Here is a 14,779-nt window from a genome sequence, read left to right as displayed (position 1 = left end):
GCAATACCGAAGCTCAGGCCGTTTGCTGGTCTTGCGGGCCGAACTTCCAGGTCCAGTCGAGGCGGTGGCGGCCGAAGGTGCGGCGTTCGCCCTTGAACCCAGCGCGCAGGAGTTTGATGTCAGCGACGAGGCGGATGATCTCCCGCTTGACCGGGATGTCGTCGCCGAGTTCCTGCCACGCCGCCACCGCCTGATCCCCGATCCGTCCGCGCAGCACGGCCGGGATACCGGCTTCGGCGGCGCGTTGCTCGTACTCGGCGATCTGTGCCAGCAGGCCTTTCTCGGCGCGGGCGTAGGCGATAGCGGTGACCTCGCCCTCCTCGCCGAGCTTGCGCCACTCCTCCAACTCTCCCCGCAGCCGTTGTGCCTCCGCGCGGGCGTGGGCGACTTCCTCGTCGGTGGCGCTGGCGGCGGTGAGGATGTCGTAGACATCGGGGCGGGACAGCCACGCCACCACCGCTCGCTGCACGTACTCGTCGAGAAATTCGGCCTTCACGGCGGCGCACCGCTTGTGCAGGCACGAGTACACCTGCCCGGTCCAGCCGTGCCGGTTCACCCGCTGCGACGACAACGGCCCGTCGCACACGCCGCAGCGCACGATGTACGACAGCAGGTGCACCGCGCGGGCGGGGCGGGTCGTAGTGCGGGACGGATCTTCCAGCATCCGCACCACCGACCAGTAGGTTTCCTCCTCCACCAGGGCGGGCCAGATCCCGTCGCCGACGATCTCGCCGCGGAGCACCCGTTTGCCGATGTAGGCCGGATTCATTACCTGCTTGCGCAGGATCCCGCGCCGCCAGATCCCACCCTGCGATGCCGGGATCCCGAGTCGGTTGAGTTCGGCCTCCCGCACGGTCAGCGGCATACCCTCGGAGATCTTGCGGAAGTTGTCCCGCACCACCTGCGCGTGCGAATACTCCGTCACCGTCCCGTCCGCAGCCACTGCCTCGCGGATCTCGGTATCGGGTTCCTGGCGCAGGAGGGCCTTGGTGCGCTGGTCGTAGATTCGCCGGTACCCGTAAGTGATCTTTCCGTGCGGGCGGCCCGCCTCGGCGGCGCCGACGATGCCGCGCAGCACGTTGTCGCGGATCGAGTCGGCCATCCACTCCGCCTGCACCGCCTGGAAGCCGAGCATCATCCGGTCGTTCTTGTCCCGCAGGTCGTACAGCACCCCGCCGACCAGCCAGAAGTAGAGACCGACCTCGTGGCACATGTCCCGGATCTTCACGAACACCGCAAGGTCACGCTCCTTGCGGGAGATCTCCCAGACCACCAACACGTCCCCCTTGCCCGCGCGGATCTGCTCGATCAACAACTCGAACTGCTCCCGCTCCTTCGTCGCACGCCGGCTCGCTGAGCGGTGGTTGTCCGTGAACGACCCCGCATCGGTCCACGACCGCTTCGTGATCTCCGCCAGGTTGAGCACACCCTGGTCGTGGACGCTCTTGCCCTGCTCCTTCTTGTCCTGACTCGCGCGCTGATACCGCAACGCCCGTACATCCGAGCCGCCGGCCAGCAACGCGTCCTTGCTGTCGAACCGGCCCCGGTGCCCCGACCGGGCCTTCCGCCGTACCATCAGAACCGTCCCCCTAGATCGACGTTCGTGTCGGCAATATCGACCATAGCTTCTAACGATTCTTGACAGTTCCCGGCGAGCAGCCCAGCAGCGCCGCCACCTCGTCGACCGGCAGGTCCTCCCAGTAGCGCAGGACCAGGACGGCCCGTTGCCGGGGCGGTACGGCGGCGAGCGCCTGGAGCAGCACGAGCCGGTCCTCGTGCGGACTCGCCGGCATCGGCGGATCGGCGTCGGGCGTGCCCACCCGTTCGCGTCGCCACCAGCCCCGCCGCCGTTCGTCGAGGAAGGACCGGACGATGATCTGGCGCAGGTAGGAGTCGAGCACCTCGTGCCGGGCGATCCGGTTCCAGACCAGGTACAGCTTGGTGAACCCGGTCTGGACCAGGTCCTCCGCGCGGTGCCAGTCACCGCAGAGCAGATACGCGGTGGCGCGCATGGCGTGGTGCCTCGCGGAGAAGTACTCCGCGAACGCCGTGTCGCGATCACTCATTCGGACCTCCGATCGGATACGGGATAGTCACGCCAGGTGTGGCTCCCGGGGTTGCTCGGCGGGCGGAGTGAATTCGTGGCGCGGTCAGCCGCGGAAGCTGCGGGCGAGCAACCGGAGCCCCTCCGGTACGTCGGCGGTGGCGACGGCGCCGTAGCCGAGCACCAGGCCGGCCGGGCCGGGCGGGCCCGCGTGGTAGCCGGCGATCTCGCGTACCGTGACGCCGACGTCGGCCGCCCGCGCGACGACGGCCGGCAGGTCGACGCCGGCCTCCGGGCGCAGCCGCGCACACAGGTGCAGGCCCGCCGTGGACGGCACCGGGTCGAGCCAGTCGGCGAGGTCGGAGCGCAGCGCCGCGTCGATGAGCTCGCGCCGCTGGGCGTAGACCCGGGTCGCCTTGCGGATGTGCCGGGGCAGCTCGCCGGAGTCGATGAACCGGGCCAGCGCGGCCTGCGTGGTGTGGTCGCCGTGCCAGTCGGTGAGCTGCCGGGCGGCCAGCAGCGCGGGGCGCAGCGACGCCGGGGCGACCAGGAACCCGAGGCGCAGCATGGGCAGCAGGGTCTTGGAGAACGTGCCGACGTAGACCACCGTCCCGGCCCGGTCCAGCGTCTGCAACGGGTCCAGCGGCCGCGCCGAGAAGCGGAACTCGGTGTCGTAGTCGTCCTCGACGACCACCGCGTCCCGTGCCGCCGCCCAGTCCAGCAGCGCCGCCCGGCGGGCCGGCGACATCCGGACGCCCAGCGGGAACTGGTGGGACGGGGTGACGTAGACCAGCCGTGCGTCGCCGGGCAGCGCGCGTACGTCGATGCCCTCGTCGTCGACGGGCACCGGCACGATCCGCGCGCCGTGGCCGGCGAACAGCCGCCGGGCAGGGGGATAGCCGGGATCCTCGACGGCCACCCGGTCGCCCGGTCCGAGCACGACCCGGGCGATCAGGTCCAGCGCCTGCTGCGCGCCCTGGGTGACGACGACGTCCTCCGGCCCGGCCCGTACCGCGCGGGCCAGCCCCACGTACCGGGCGACGGCGGCACGCAGGCCCGGGTGCCCGGCCGGGTCGGCGTACCCGCCCCGGATCGTCGCGGTGCGCAGCTCACCGGCGACCAGCCGACGCCAGGTGGCCAGCGGGAACAACCCGGTGTCCGGGGTGCCGGCCCGGAAGTCGTGGCCCGGCCGGGGCGTGGCGGTGGGTGCCGGTGCGGCGGACGCCCAGAACGCGCGGGGGCGTACCCCGCCGGCCGGCGCCGGACGGGGCCGGGCGCGGGCGACCGGCTCGTCGGCGACGAACGTCCCCGCGCCGACCTGGGCGGTCAGCAGGCCCTCGGCGGTCAGCCGCTCGTAGGCGACGGCGACCGTGTTGCGGGAGACGTCGAGCCGCCGGGCCAGTTCGCGGGTGGGTGGCAGCCGTTCGCCGGGCCGCAGCCGGCCGTCCAGGATCGCCTCCAGCAGCTGCCTGTGAATCCGGGTGGCGCGGTCGCCGGGCCCGGCCAGGCTGACGTGTACGTCCACGGCGCCGACCCTACATTGGCCCAATCAGATCGCCGGGAATCGGTGCTTCTCGCGGCCAATCCGCGGGTCTTGGATGGCGGAGGGAGCACGGCGAACGGGGGACGAGCAATGACCGATGTCGGCACCGGCCGCCGGGTCCGGGTGCTGGCCCTGGCCCAGCTCGCGAACTCGGTGGGCGACGGCGCGTTCTACGCCTGCTCGGCGCTGTTCTTCATCCGGGTGGTCGGGCTGTCCCCGGCGCAGGTCGGGATCGCCCTCACCGTGGGCTGGTCGACGGGCATCCTCGCCGGGGTGCCCGCCGGCCAGTTGGCCGACCGCTACGGCGCGCGGCGGATGACAGTCGTCTTCGCGGTCGCCACCGCCGCCGCGCTCGGCGGCTTCCTCGTGATCCGCTCCTTCCCGCTGTTCGTGCTGCTCGCCTGTTGCTACGCCGCCTGCCAGGCCGGGCTCACCGCCAGCCGGCAGGCGCTCCTGGTCGGGCTGATCGAGCCCGCGCGGCGCACCGCGGTACGCGCGCGGTTGCAGTCGGTCTCGAACGCCGGCCTGGCCGCCGGGGCCGGGCTGGGCGCGCTCGTGCTCTGGGCGGACAGCCGCCCGGCGTACCTGTCGGCCTTCGCGCTGGACGCGGCGAGCTTCCTGGCCGCCGCCCTGCTGGTGCGCCGGCTGCCCGAGGCGGCGGCGCCGGTCCCGGCCGGACCCGAGCCGGGACGGCTGGCCGTGCTGCGCGACCGCCCGTACGCGCTGATCACGCTGCTGAACGCGGTGATGTGCCTGAACATGCCGCTGCTCAGCCTGGCGTTGCCACTGTGGATCGCGGAGCGGACCGACGCCCCGGCGCCGATGGGCGCGATCGTGCTCACCGTCAACATGCTGTGCGTGGTGCTGTGGCAGGTCCGGGTGGCCCGCCGGGTGACCGATCCGGGCTCGGCGGCCCGGGCCAGCGGGCACGCCGGCTGGGTGCTGCTGGTCGCCTGCGGCGCGTACGCGGTGTCCGGGATGGTCGGCGGCGCGTGGGTGGCCTCGGCGGTGCTGCTCGCCGCGGCCCTGGTGCAGGTGTTCGGCGAGATGGTGCAGGCGGCCAGCGGCTGGGAGGTCGGCTTCACCCTGGCCCGCCCCGACCGGCAGGGGCAGTACCAGGGCTTCTTCGGCATGGCGCCGCAGCTCGCCCGGATGCTCGGCCCGGTGCTGCTGACCTCGCTGCTGCTCGGCTGGGGCACGCCGGGCTGGCTGGTGCTCGGCGGGCTGTTCGTGGTCGCGGGCCTGGCCATGCGTCCGGCGGTACGCCTCGCCGAGCACCGCCGGGCCGCCGCCGACGTGCGGATTCCCGCTCCGGTGCGGCGGACCGGCACCGAGGTGTCGTCCACCACTTCCCGGGAAGACCGCTGAGCCGACGTACGCCCCACGGGAGGCGGCAGGGGCCGGTTTCTGGCACGGTGTCGGGTAGCGAGGTACGCGGTTGAGGGGGAGTGGTGGAGTTCTCGGCGACGAGCAGGCAGGGGCGTGTCGGCCCGGTGATCGAAGTCGTCGGCGACCTGGACATGAGCACCACTCCGCAGTTGCGCGACCGGCTGCACGAGCTCACGGAGGGCGGTGCCCGGGTCGTCGTCGTCGACCTGACCGGCGTCGGATTCATGGATTCCAGTGGCCTGGGCGCGCTCGTGGTCGGCTACAAGAGCCTGCGCGAGCGCGACGGCTGGCTGGGCCTGGCCGGTGTTCGCCCGTCCGTGCGCAGGGTCTTCTCGATCACCTCGGTGGACCGCGTGATCCCGCTGTTCGACACCGTGCCGGAGGCGGAGGACGCGTCACCGCTGGTGCCGTGAGCGCTCCTCGCCGGGGCGATCGCTGGTGCGGGTGAGGTCGGCGCCGGCGGTGCTGCGCCGTGGCTCGTGGTCGCCGTACCAGTCGACGACGAGCAGGGTGGCGTCGTCGGCCAGAGCCGGCCCGGCGATCTCCAGCACCGCGTCGGACAACGCCCGGACCGCCTCGCGGGGGTGCAGGTCGGCGAGACGGGGCAGGGCGGCGGGCAGGTCGAGGTCGGCCGCGTTGCGTTCGCGCGTGCCGTCGGTGACCACCACCAGCCGGTCGCCGGGCCGCAGTGGCACCTCCGCGCTGCGGTAGCTCTCGTCGGGGAACATGCCCAGCGGGAAGTTGCCCGGTAGTTCCACCGGTACGACCCGGCCGTCCCGGACCAGCAGCGGTGGGACGTGCCCCGCGTTCAGCAGCTCGCAGCGCCCGGTGGTCAGGTCGATGCGGCCCAGCACGGCGGTGACGTACGCGCCGCGTACGTTGGCGTGCTCCGCGACGGCCCGGTTGGCCTCCTCGGCCTGGGCGACCAGGCCGGCGCCGCGCCGTCTGGTGTTGCGCAGGCTGCCCACGCCGAGGGTGGCGGTGAGCGCGCTCGCCACGCCGTGGCCCATCGCGTCGGTGACGCTGAGGTGCAGCAGATCCCGGGCGAGGCTGTAGTCGAACGTGTCGCCGCCGACGCTGGCGGCGGGTTCCAGCCAGCCGGAGAGGGCGAAGGCGCCGGCCTCGCAGGTGAACGAGGCGGGCAGCAGGCGGCGCTGGATCTCGGCGGAGAGGGTGAACGGCGTGGTCCGCTGTCCCCACTCGAACAGGTCGGTGTGCCTGCGGTTGGCGATGACCACGAACGCCAGCGCGTGCGCGGTGCGGGCGACCCAGTTCACCGCGTCGTCGTCCGGCTCGTCGGGCAGGTCGATCTCCAGCAGGCCGATCGCCTCACCGCGGTCGGTGACCGGTGCCAGCACCGTCCACGTGCCGTCGCCGGGGACGACCCGGGGAGTCTGCCGGCGTAGCGCTTGTTCGTAGGGCCCGCCGTCGAAGGGGAGGACCTCGGCGTCCTCCTCGCCGTGGCGCCGGCCGGGACCATCGCCGGCGGGCTGGTGGGTCAGCCGGACCAGCGCACGGCCGCTGAGGTCGGCGATCAGCAGCGAGACGCCGAGCGCGTTCAGCGCCGTGGCGATGACGCCGGTGACGGCCTCGACCGCCTCCACCGGGGCGGCGTCCTCGGCCGACTGCAACATCCCCGCCAGCACCGCCTGCTCGCTGTCCTCCACGCTCTGAGCATATTCAGCGCGGCGGGTGGCCGCCTCACGAGCGGACGCCCGAGCCCGGAGGGCCGTCCGCCGTCGATGGTTCCCTATTGCATATGCTTGGCAACTACCGAATAGTGGCAGAAGTGGGCGGGCGCTCGGGCACGCGGTGATCTGATCTTCGCCGGAGCGCCCGCCCGCTGCCGAGGACGAGTTCGAGGGGTTGCCGGTGGCGATCAAGCCCAAGCCCGTACGCGTGGCCGTGGCGCTCGCCGCCGCCCTGCTCGCCGTCACCGGCTGCTCGTCGCCGACGGCGTCGACCGGCGGGACGGGCAGCGCCGGCACGCTGGTGGTCGCCACCGCGGGCGAGCCGGACACGCTCAACCCGGTGCTCAACTACGGCGTCGACGGCGCGTCGCTGATCTTCGACGGGCTGGTCGCCCGGGACGCCCGCAACGATCTGGTGCCCGCCCTGGCCCGCGAGCTGCCCACCGTCTCGGCGGACGGGAAGACCGTCACGGCGAAGCTGCGCGAGGGCGTGCTGTTCCACGACGGCAGCCCGCTGACCGCGCAGGACGTGGTGTTCACCTACCAGGCGGTGCTCGATCCGGCCGTCGACTCCACGCTGCGCTCCGATCTGGACATGCTCGCCTCCGTCACCGCGCCCGACCCGGCGACTGTGGTGTTCACCCTGAAGTACGCGTACGCGCCGTTCCTGCAACGGCTGGCGCTGGGGATCGTCCCGGCGAAGGCATTCGCCGGGCAGGACGTCAACAAGGCCGGCTTCAACCGGAAGCCGGTCGGCACCGGCCCGTACCGGTTCACGTCCTGGACCCCGGGTGACCGGCTCGTGCTCGCGGCGAACGAGACGTACTGGGGCGGCAAGCCGGCGAACTCCGGCGTCGTGGTGGCGTTCGTCGCCGACGACAACGTCCGGGCCCAGCGGATGCGGGCCGGCGAGTTCGACGCGGCGGAGCTGGCACCGAAGCTCGCGTCCGGGTTCGAGAGCCGCAACGGCTACCGGGTGCACAAGGTGCCGACCGCCGACTACCGGGGCGTCATGCTGCCGATGGGCAACCCGGTCACCGCCGACCCGGCGATCCGGAAGGCGCTGAACGTCGCGGTGGACCGGCAGGCCATGGTGACCGGCGTGCTCGGCGGTGCGGGCGAGCCCGCGTTCGGGCCGGTGCCGCCGACGTCGGAATACGCCGAGCCCTCGATCGCGGGCAAGCCCGGCGCCGACCTCGCCGCGGCGACCGCCGCGCTGGACGCCGCCGGGTGGAAGCCGGGCCCCGACGGCATCCGGGTCAAGGACGGGCGTACGGCGGCGTTCGCGCTCCTGTACCCGGCCACCGACAGCCTGCGCAAGGAACTGGCCCTGGCCGTCACCGCCGACGCGAAGAAGGTCGGCATCACTGTCACCCCGGAGGGGCTGACCTGGGACGCGATCACTCCGCGGATGGGCCGCGACGCGCTGATGATGGGCTACGGCACGCCGTACGACCCGGACTTCGTCTCCTACAAGCTGTTCAACTCGGCCTTCGCCGGGCAGGGCTTCTTCAACCCCGGCTCGTACCGGTCCACGGTCACCGACGCCGCGTTGCAGGCCGGCCGCGACAACGCCGACCCGGCCGCCCGCAAGGCCGCGTACGCCACGTTCCAGAAGCAGCTCGCCGCCGACGTGCCGTGGGTGTTCCTCACCTACCTCCAGCACACCTACGTGCTGAAGGACGCCGTGACCGGGGTGACGCCGCGGGTCGAGCCGCACGAGCACGACGTCGCCAACAGCATCTGGTGGAACGTGCACACCTGGACGAAGACGTCGTGACGTCACCCGTGACCGGCCGGCGGCGGCTGGCCGGGGCAGGTGCCGTGGTCCGGCGGCGGCTGCTGGTCGCCGTACCGGTGCTGGCCGCGACCAGCATGGGCATGTTCGCCCTCGGCGCCGCCTCCCCGATCGACCCGGCCCAGCAGTACGCGGGCGCGGCGGCGTTCACCACCAGCGAGGAGAACCTCGCGCAGATCCGCGCCAACTGGGGTGTCGACGACCCGCTGCCGGTGCAGTACGCCCGCTGGATCGGCAACCTGCTGCGCGGCGACCTCGGGTGGTCGACGAGCCGGCACGAGCCGGTCACCTCGGTGCTCGCCGCCCGGGCCGGCTGGACGCTGCTGCTCGTCGGCACCGCGCTCGCCCTGGTGCTGGTGGCGAGCGTGCTGCTGGGCACGCTGGCCGCGTACCGGCGTGGTGGCTGGTTCGACCGGGCGCTGCGCGCCGTCGCGTACGCCGTGCAGTCCATGCCGGTGTTCTGGATCGGCCTCGCGGCGATCGCCGTGTTCGCCCTCAGCCTCGGCTGGCTGCCCGCCGGCGGGCTCACCGACATCACCGCCACCGGCACCGACCCGGCCGACGTGGCCCGCCACCTGGTGCTCCCGGTGACAGTGCTGGCGATCTCCCAGGCGCCCTGGTTCGTGCTGTTCGTCCGCGACGCGGTCGCCGAGAGCCTGCGCGACGACCACGTCCTGGCGGCCCGCGCCCGCGGGCTCCCCGGCCGGGTCGTCCTGTTCGGACACGCGCTGCGTACCGCGCTGCTGCCGTTCCTCACGCTGGTCGGCACGCACCTGCCCGAACTCGTCGGCGGCGCCGTCCTGGTGGAGACCGTGTTCTCCCTGCCCGGCCTCGGCGCGGTCACCGTCGAGGCCGCGCTCGGCGCCGACTTCCCGCTGCTCGCGGCCACGACGCTGGTCACCACCGTCGTGGTGCTGACCGCGAACCTGCTCACCGACCTCGCCTACGCCGCCGCCGACCCCCGGGTACGCCTCGATGACTGACCTCGCCCTTCCCGCGCGCGTCCGGCGCCTGCGCCGCCCCGGCAACGTGGGCACGACAGTCGCCGTCGTGGTGCTCGCCGGTGTCGTCGCCGCCGCGCTGCTCGCCCCGGTCCTGTGGCCGCTGGACCAGAGCGCCGTCGACCTCTCCCGTACCCGGCTCGCGCCCTCGCCGGAGCACCTGGCCGGCACCGACGACCTCGGCCGCGACGTGGCCGTGCGCAGCCTCTACGGCCTGCGCGTCTCGCTGCTCGTCGGCGCGGTCGCCGCGCTCGTCGCCGCTGTCATCGGCGGCCTGGTCGGCGCCGTCGCCGGCAGCGTCGGCGGCTGGGTGGACCGGACGCTCATGCGCGTCGTGGACACCGTCGCCGCGCTGCCGCACCTGCTGCTGGGCATCTTCATCGTGGCGATGCTGCGGCCCAGCCTCGGCGCGGTGATCGCGTCCATCGCGCTGACGCACTGGCTGTCCACCGCCCGGATCGTCCGCTCCGAGCTGCTCAGCCTGCGCAACCGGCCGTTCGTCGACGCCGCGATCTCCGGCGGCGCCGGGCGCGTCCGGGTGCTCACCCGGCACCTGCTGCCGCACGTGCTGCCGCGCCTGGCGCTGGCGACCACGCTCATGGTGCCGCACGCCGTCTGGCACGAGACCGCGCTGTCGTTCCTCGGCCTCGGCCTGCCCCCGCACCTCGCCTCGATCGGCAACATGATCAACGACGGGCAGCGATCGCTGCTCACCGGCGCCTGGTGGGCCAGCATCGTCCCCGGTCTCCTGCTCGTGGCGGCCACGCTGGCGCTGGCCGTGCTCACCGGCCGGTGGCGTGACCGCCTCGACCCGCGCGTACGAGCGGAGCTGCACCTGTGACCGCCCCGGCGCTGCTGACCGTCGACGGGCTGACCGTCCGCTTCCGGCTGCGCGACGCCGTCGTGCACGCCGTCACCGACCTGAGCCTCACGCTGCGGCCCGGCAAGCTGCTGGCGGTGGTCGGCGAGTCCGGGTGCGGCAAGTCGGTCCTCGCGCACGCCCTGCTCGGCCTGCTGCCGCGCAACGCCACAGTCACCGGGCAGGCCCGCCTGCACGCGCCGGGCCGCGACGAGGCCGACCTGATCGGCGCGGGGGAGCGGCACCTCGCCCGGCACGTACGCGGCCGGGGCGTCGGACTCGTCCCGCAGAGCCCCGCCACCGCGCTCACCCCCGTGCGTACCGGGCGGAAGCTGCTGGAGGAGACGCTGCGCGCCCACGGGCACAGCCGCCGCGAGGCGCCCGCCGCCGCCGACCGGATCGCCGCCGACGTCGGCCTCGACCCGGCCGACCTGAACCGGTACCCGCACGAGCTGTCCGGCGGCATGGCCCAGCGGCTCGCCACCGCGCTCGCGCTCGCGCCCGACCCGCCGGTGCTGCTCGCCGACGAACCCACCACCGGCCTCGACCGGCCGCTCGTCGACCACACGCTGGACCTGCTGCGCCGCCGCTGCGACGCCGGCGCCGCCGTCCTGCTCATCACGCACGACCTGGCCGCCGCACGCCGTGTCGCGGACACCGTCGCCGTGATGTACGCCAGCCGGATCGTCGAGCACCGCCCCACCGAGGCGCTGTTCGACGGCCCGGCCCACCCGTACACCGCCGGTCTGCTCGACGCCCTGCCCGACCGCGCCTTCGTGCCGGTGCCCGGCCACCCGCCCACGCTCACCGACCTGCCCGGCGGCTGCGCCTTCGCCCCGCGCTGCGCCCGCGCCACCGACACCTGCGACAGGCTGCCCCGACTCGCCGCCGACGGCGCGGGCCGGGTCGCCTGTCACCACCCGCTGCGCGAGGAGGTACCGGCATGACGATCACGGTTCCCGGCGCCACCGACGCCGCCGCCCCGGGCGACGCGGCGGCCGGCGGACTCGCCGCGCACCAGGTCTGCGTCGCGTACGGCGGGCAGCGCGTCCTCGACCGGGTCGACCTGCACGTCGCCCCCGGCGAGACGGTCGGGCTGCGCGGCCCCTCGGGCAGCGGCAAGTCCACGCTCGCCCGCGTCCTCGCCCTGCTGCACGCCCCAAACAGCGGTCACGTCACGATCGACGGGCGACCGCTCGGCGGCGTCCGCCACCGCCTGCCGGCGGAACTGCGCACCCGCGTCGCGATCCTGTTCCAGAGCCCGCGCGCCGCCACCGACCCGCGGCTCAGCCTCGCCGACATCATCGCCGAGCCGCTGCGCGCCACCGGCACACCGCGCGAGCAGGCGGCGGCGCGTACGGCGGAACTGGCCGACCTGGCCGGCCTGACCCCCGACCTGCTGACCCGCCGCCCGCACGCGGTGAGCGACGGGCAACTGCAACGGGCCTGCCTGGCCCGCGCCCTGGTCCACCGGCCGGACTACCTGCTCTGCGACGAGGCCACCGCGATGCTCGACGCCTCCACCCAGGCGCACGTCGCCGCCGTCGTCACCGACTACCAGCGCCGGCACTCCGCCGGGGTCCTGGTCATCACCCACGATCCGGCGCTGATGGCCCGCTGGGCCACCCGGGTGGTGGACCTGCCGGCGGCGTGACCCGGCGTCACTCCTCGGCCGGGCGGCGTACGGTGCCCAGCGCCCCGGCGACGACCGCCCCGAATCCGACCGCCATGAGCGGCATCCCCATCTCGAACGGCAGCTCACCGACCCAGTTGATGCTGTCGCGCTCCGGCAGCGCGCCCAGGCTCACCGCGACCACCGCACCGGCGAGGAACATCCCGGCCACCGCCGCGCCGACCGCGAGCTTGGCGCACGCCACGCTCCGCCCGGCCCAGAGGCCGGCGAGGACGGCGATCACCAGGGACACCACGACCAGCCAGGTCCAGCCGCCCTCGGTCTCCAGGTAGGCCCAGCCCGAGTACGACCACTGGTGGAGGCGGCTGGCGCGGAACCACGGGATCAGGTAGCCGAGCAGCGCGGTGGCGCTGCCGGCCGTGAGCAGCACGTCGGGGGCCGGGCGGTACCAGCGAGGGGAGTCGTCCATGCGTCCGGAAGTTAGCAGTCGCCGTCACCGTCGTGAGCGGGCGGCGGATCCGCGCGGACATGGCGGTGGCCCGGCCGCTTCGCCGCGACCGGGCCACCGCGCGTGCGTTTGTCAGCCGCCGAGGCTCGCGGCGGCGGACCGGATCGCCGAGGCGAACGTGCTGACCTGGGTGTAGACACCGGGGTAGTTGGGGCGGGCGCAACCGTTGCCCCAGCTCACGATGCCCACCTGGATCCAGGCGCCGGCGGCGTCCCGGCGGAACATCGGGCCACCCGAGTCACCCTGGCAGGTGTCGACACCGCCGCTGGCGTAACCGGCGCAGATCTCCTCGCCGGGGATCACGTCGCCGCCGTAGTAGCGGTTGCAGGTGGTGTCGTCGACGAACGGCACCGTGGCCTTGAGCAGGTAGCGCTGCTGCGCGCCGCCCTCCCGCGCGGCGCCCCAGCCCGCCACCGTGAACGTGCCGTTGTCGTACGCGGTGCTGGTGGCGATGTTGAGCGTGGCGAGCGAGGTGACCGGGGTGGCGAGCCGGATCAGCGCCCAGTCGTCACCGTTGCCGTTGTAGCCGGGGGCCCGGTAGACGTAGTTGGAGCGGACCTGGATTCGGCTGGAGGACTGGAGGTCCACCACGCCCAGCGTCGCGGTGATGCTGGTGTTGGCGCCGGTACGGCCGACGCAGTGGGCGGCGGTGAGGACCAGTCGCGGGCTGTAGAGCGCTCCGCCGCAGCCCATCGAGAGCCGGACCATGAACGGGAACTCGCCCTGCGCGGCCCGGGTGCCGCCGACGACGTACGGCGTCATGTCCCCGGCGGGTGCCGCTGCGGCGGGCGCCACCGCGGTGGCCGCTCCCGCGGTGACCACTGCCAGAACGGCCGCCATCCGGCCGAGGAATCTGCGCCAACGGACCATGGTTCCCTCCAGACATCGACGCTGTGCCGCCCCGCCGGGCCGCACTCGCGGTGGCAGGGAGCCTATGGGCAGACATCGATGAACGGCAATGGATGGGGGCATCCCGGCTGCGTCATACGCCGCGCGTGCCGACGCCGTGTCCGGCGCCGGCACGTGTCTTCCGGCGTGGTCAGCACCAGCCGTTGATCGGCCCGTTGACCCCGGTGGAGAGGTAGGCGTCGGACACCCAGCTGCCGTCGCTGAGCCGGTCCCACAGTGCCGTGGTGCCGTACCGGCCGGTGTGCGAGGTGCCGTTGGCGGAGCAGGAGACGGTGACGGTGGCGCCGTCGGCTATCGACCCGACCGCGCCGTATCCCGTGCCGGGGCCGGAGCGCCGGGTCAGCGTGCCACCGCCGTTGGCGTCGACGACTCCCTGGTTGAAGCCGAGCGCGCCGTAGTTGTAGACGCCGCCACCGCCGCCGACGTAGGCGGACCCGTGCCGGGCACCGCCCTGGTACGCGGCCGCGCCGCTGACGAAGTCCCACTTGCCGATGCCGTGCCCGGCGATCGGCACGTACGCCGAGTTCTGCCGCAGCCCGAAGTGCACGTGCCGGCCGGTGGCGGAGCCGCCGCAGGTGACGTCGGTGCCGGTGTAGCCGAGGTACGCGCCCTGCGCGACGGCGGCGCCGTTGACGGAGATGCTGCTCCACAGGTGGTAGTAGTCGGTCGAGTAGCCCCGGTCGTGGATGACCCGGATCCACCCGGTGCACATCGTGTACGCGGTTCCGGCCCGCGCGGCGCGAACCACCTGGTCACCACCGGCGAGGTCGACCGAACTCCACGGCGCGGCGGCCCCGCCCCAGCCGTGCGGCCCGGAGGTCAGCGTCCACGTCTGCCCGACCGCGAACGGCAGTGCCATGCCGGTGCGGAAGTCCCCGCCCGCGGCCAGTGGCGCGACCGGCGTGCGGAACACGGCCTTCTCGTTCTCGCTCACCAGCGGTGACGCGGCGGCCAGGTCGCCGAACGACGCCTCGCCGTCGAAGGCGACGGTCCAGCCCTTGGTGTCGGACCGGGCGAGGAAGACCGATCCGGTGGGGTGCGCGTCCTCGGACCGGTCGGCCAGCAGTACCGCGGTACCGAAGGCCCACCGGCCGTCGGCGCGGGTGACTGTGACCCGGGTCCGCTGCGGCCCGGCGGTCCGGGTCGCGGCGTCGGCCTGGCCGAGGAGTTTCGCGGTCACCGCGTCGGTGACGGGCGCCGGTGCCGGGCGGGGTGCGGCCGAGGCCGGTGCCGGCACCACGGCCCAGGCACCGATCGTCGCCAGCGTGAAGGAGAGCACGAGCCGTCGCATGGAGCCTCCTATCGACAAGCATCACTGAATGGGGAGGCTATCGAAGGGCATGAAAATTGTCTACGAGTTCTGCATCCTTCGATGAAGGATCTGTGCACCGGGGGTGTCCGGAA

The 14,779-nt window shown here is 73.6% G+C and carries 14 protein-coding genes; 7 read left to right on the top strand and 7 right to left on the bottom strand.

All coding sequences use genetic code 11. The features are described 5' to 3' along the window. Window positions 1–13: 13 nt before the first annotated feature. The 3 genes from ACN27C_RS05320 to ACN27C_RS05310 all read right to left on the bottom strand — a co-directional run bounded on the left by ACN27C_RS05320 (window position 14) and on the right by ACN27C_RS05310 (window position 3,569). On the bottom strand, window positions 14–1,519 hold the full coding sequence (locus ACN27C_RS05320) for a recombinase family protein (protein WP_422750606.1): 1,506 nt from the start codon (window positions 1,517–1,519) through the stop codon (window positions 14–16). A 109-nt stretch (window positions 1,520–1,628) separates the two neighbouring features. Further along, complete coding sequence (locus tag ACN27C_RS05315; RefSeq protein WP_422750605.1) at window positions 1,629–2,066, bottom strand: SigE family RNA polymerase sigma factor; 438 nt, start codon at window positions 2,064–2,066, stop codon at window positions 1,629–1,631. A gap of 84 nt (window positions 2,067–2,150) precedes the next feature. Continuing rightward, complete coding sequence (locus ACN27C_RS05310) at window positions 2,151–3,569, bottom strand: PLP-dependent aminotransferase family protein (RefSeq protein ID WP_422750604.1); 1,419 nt, start codon at window positions 3,567–3,569, stop codon at window positions 2,151–2,153. 108 nt (window positions 3,570–3,677) lie between these two features. Here ACN27C_RS05310 and ACN27C_RS05305 point away from each other — a divergent pair, with 108 nt between their 5' ends. Together ACN27C_RS05305 and ACN27C_RS05300 are read left to right on the top strand one after the other, a co-directional pair. Continuing rightward, window positions 3,678–4,955 carry an MFS transporter gene (locus tag ACN27C_RS05305; RefSeq protein WP_422750603.1) on the top strand — a complete coding sequence of 426 codons (1,278 nt, stop codon included), beginning with the start codon at window positions 3,678–3,680 and terminating at the stop codon, window positions 4,953–4,955. An 83-nt stretch (window positions 4,956–5,038) separates the two neighbouring features. After that, on the top strand, window positions 5,039–5,389 hold the full coding sequence (locus ACN27C_RS05300) for an STAS domain-containing protein (RefSeq protein ID WP_233585702.1): 351 nt from the start codon (window positions 5,039–5,041) through the stop codon (window positions 5,387–5,389). Here ACN27C_RS05300 and ACN27C_RS05295 read toward each other — a convergent pair. Beyond that, window positions 5,372–6,643, bottom strand: coding sequence for a PP2C family protein-serine/threonine phosphatase (locus ACN27C_RS05295; protein ID WP_422750602.1), 1,272 nt, complete (start codon window positions 6,641–6,643; stop codon window positions 5,372–5,374). The genes ACN27C_RS05300 and ACN27C_RS05295 overlap by 18 nt on opposite strands. Window positions 6,644–6,848: 205 nt before the next feature. On the opposite strand from ACN27C_RS05295, the gene ACN27C_RS05290 reads away from it, so the two are divergent. From ACN27C_RS05290 to ACN27C_RS05270, 5 genes are read left to right on the top strand one after another with little or no spacing between them, the layout of a single operon-like run. Then, complete coding sequence (locus ACN27C_RS05290; protein WP_422750601.1) at window positions 6,849–8,447, top strand: ABC transporter substrate-binding protein; 1,599 nt, start codon at window positions 6,849–6,851, stop codon at window positions 8,445–8,447. After that, entirely contained in the window at window positions 8,444–9,448 is a 1,005-nt protein-coding gene (locus ACN27C_RS05285) for an ABC transporter permease (protein WP_364806261.1), read from the top strand. The genes ACN27C_RS05290 and ACN27C_RS05285 overlap by 4 nt, the downstream gene beginning before the upstream one ends. Then, window positions 9,441–10,307, top strand: coding sequence for an ABC transporter permease (locus tag ACN27C_RS05280; RefSeq protein WP_422750600.1), 867 nt, complete (start codon window positions 9,441–9,443; stop codon window positions 10,305–10,307). Before ACN27C_RS05285 ends, ACN27C_RS05280 begins: the two co-directional genes overlap by 8 nt. After that, a complete protein-coding gene (locus ACN27C_RS05275; RefSeq protein WP_422750599.1) occupies window positions 10,304–11,272 on the top strand; it encodes an ABC transporter ATP-binding protein in 969 nt (322 codons plus the stop codon). Before ACN27C_RS05280 ends, ACN27C_RS05275 begins: the two co-directional genes overlap by 4 nt. Continuing rightward, window positions 11,269–11,979, top strand: coding sequence for an ABC transporter ATP-binding protein (locus ACN27C_RS05270; RefSeq protein WP_422750598.1), 711 nt, complete (start codon window positions 11,269–11,271; stop codon window positions 11,977–11,979). The genes ACN27C_RS05275 and ACN27C_RS05270 overlap by 4 nt, the downstream gene beginning before the upstream one ends. Before the next feature lie 7 nt (window positions 11,980–11,986). Here ACN27C_RS05270 and ACN27C_RS05265 read toward each other — a convergent pair whose 3' ends face one another. The 3 genes from ACN27C_RS05265 to ACN27C_RS05255 form a co-directional block, all read right to left on the bottom strand. Further along, complete coding sequence (locus tag ACN27C_RS05265; protein ID WP_358171210.1) at window positions 11,987–12,427, bottom strand: hypothetical protein; 441 nt, start codon at window positions 12,425–12,427, stop codon at window positions 11,987–11,989. Between the two features lie 111 nt (window positions 12,428–12,538). Then, window positions 12,539–13,336 carry a S1 family peptidase gene (locus ACN27C_RS05260; protein ID WP_422750597.1) on the bottom strand — a complete coding sequence of 266 codons (798 nt, stop codon included), beginning with the start codon at window positions 13,334–13,336 and terminating at the stop codon, window positions 12,539–12,541. A 169-nt stretch (window positions 13,337–13,505) separates the two neighbouring features. After that, on the bottom strand, window positions 13,506–14,666 hold the full coding sequence (locus ACN27C_RS05255) for a peptidoglycan DD-metalloendopeptidase family protein (protein WP_121684446.1): 1,161 nt from the start codon (window positions 14,664–14,666) through the stop codon (window positions 13,506–13,508). Between the last annotated feature and the right edge of the window lie 113 nt (window positions 14,667–14,779).

This window comes from Micromonospora sp. WMMD1219 (assembly GCF_049315215.1).
Classification (GTDB): domain Bacteria; phylum Actinomycetota; class Actinomycetes; order Mycobacteriales; family Micromonosporaceae; genus Micromonospora; species Micromonospora tulbaghiae.
This window is presented reverse-complemented; position numbering and strand designations above follow the sequence as displayed.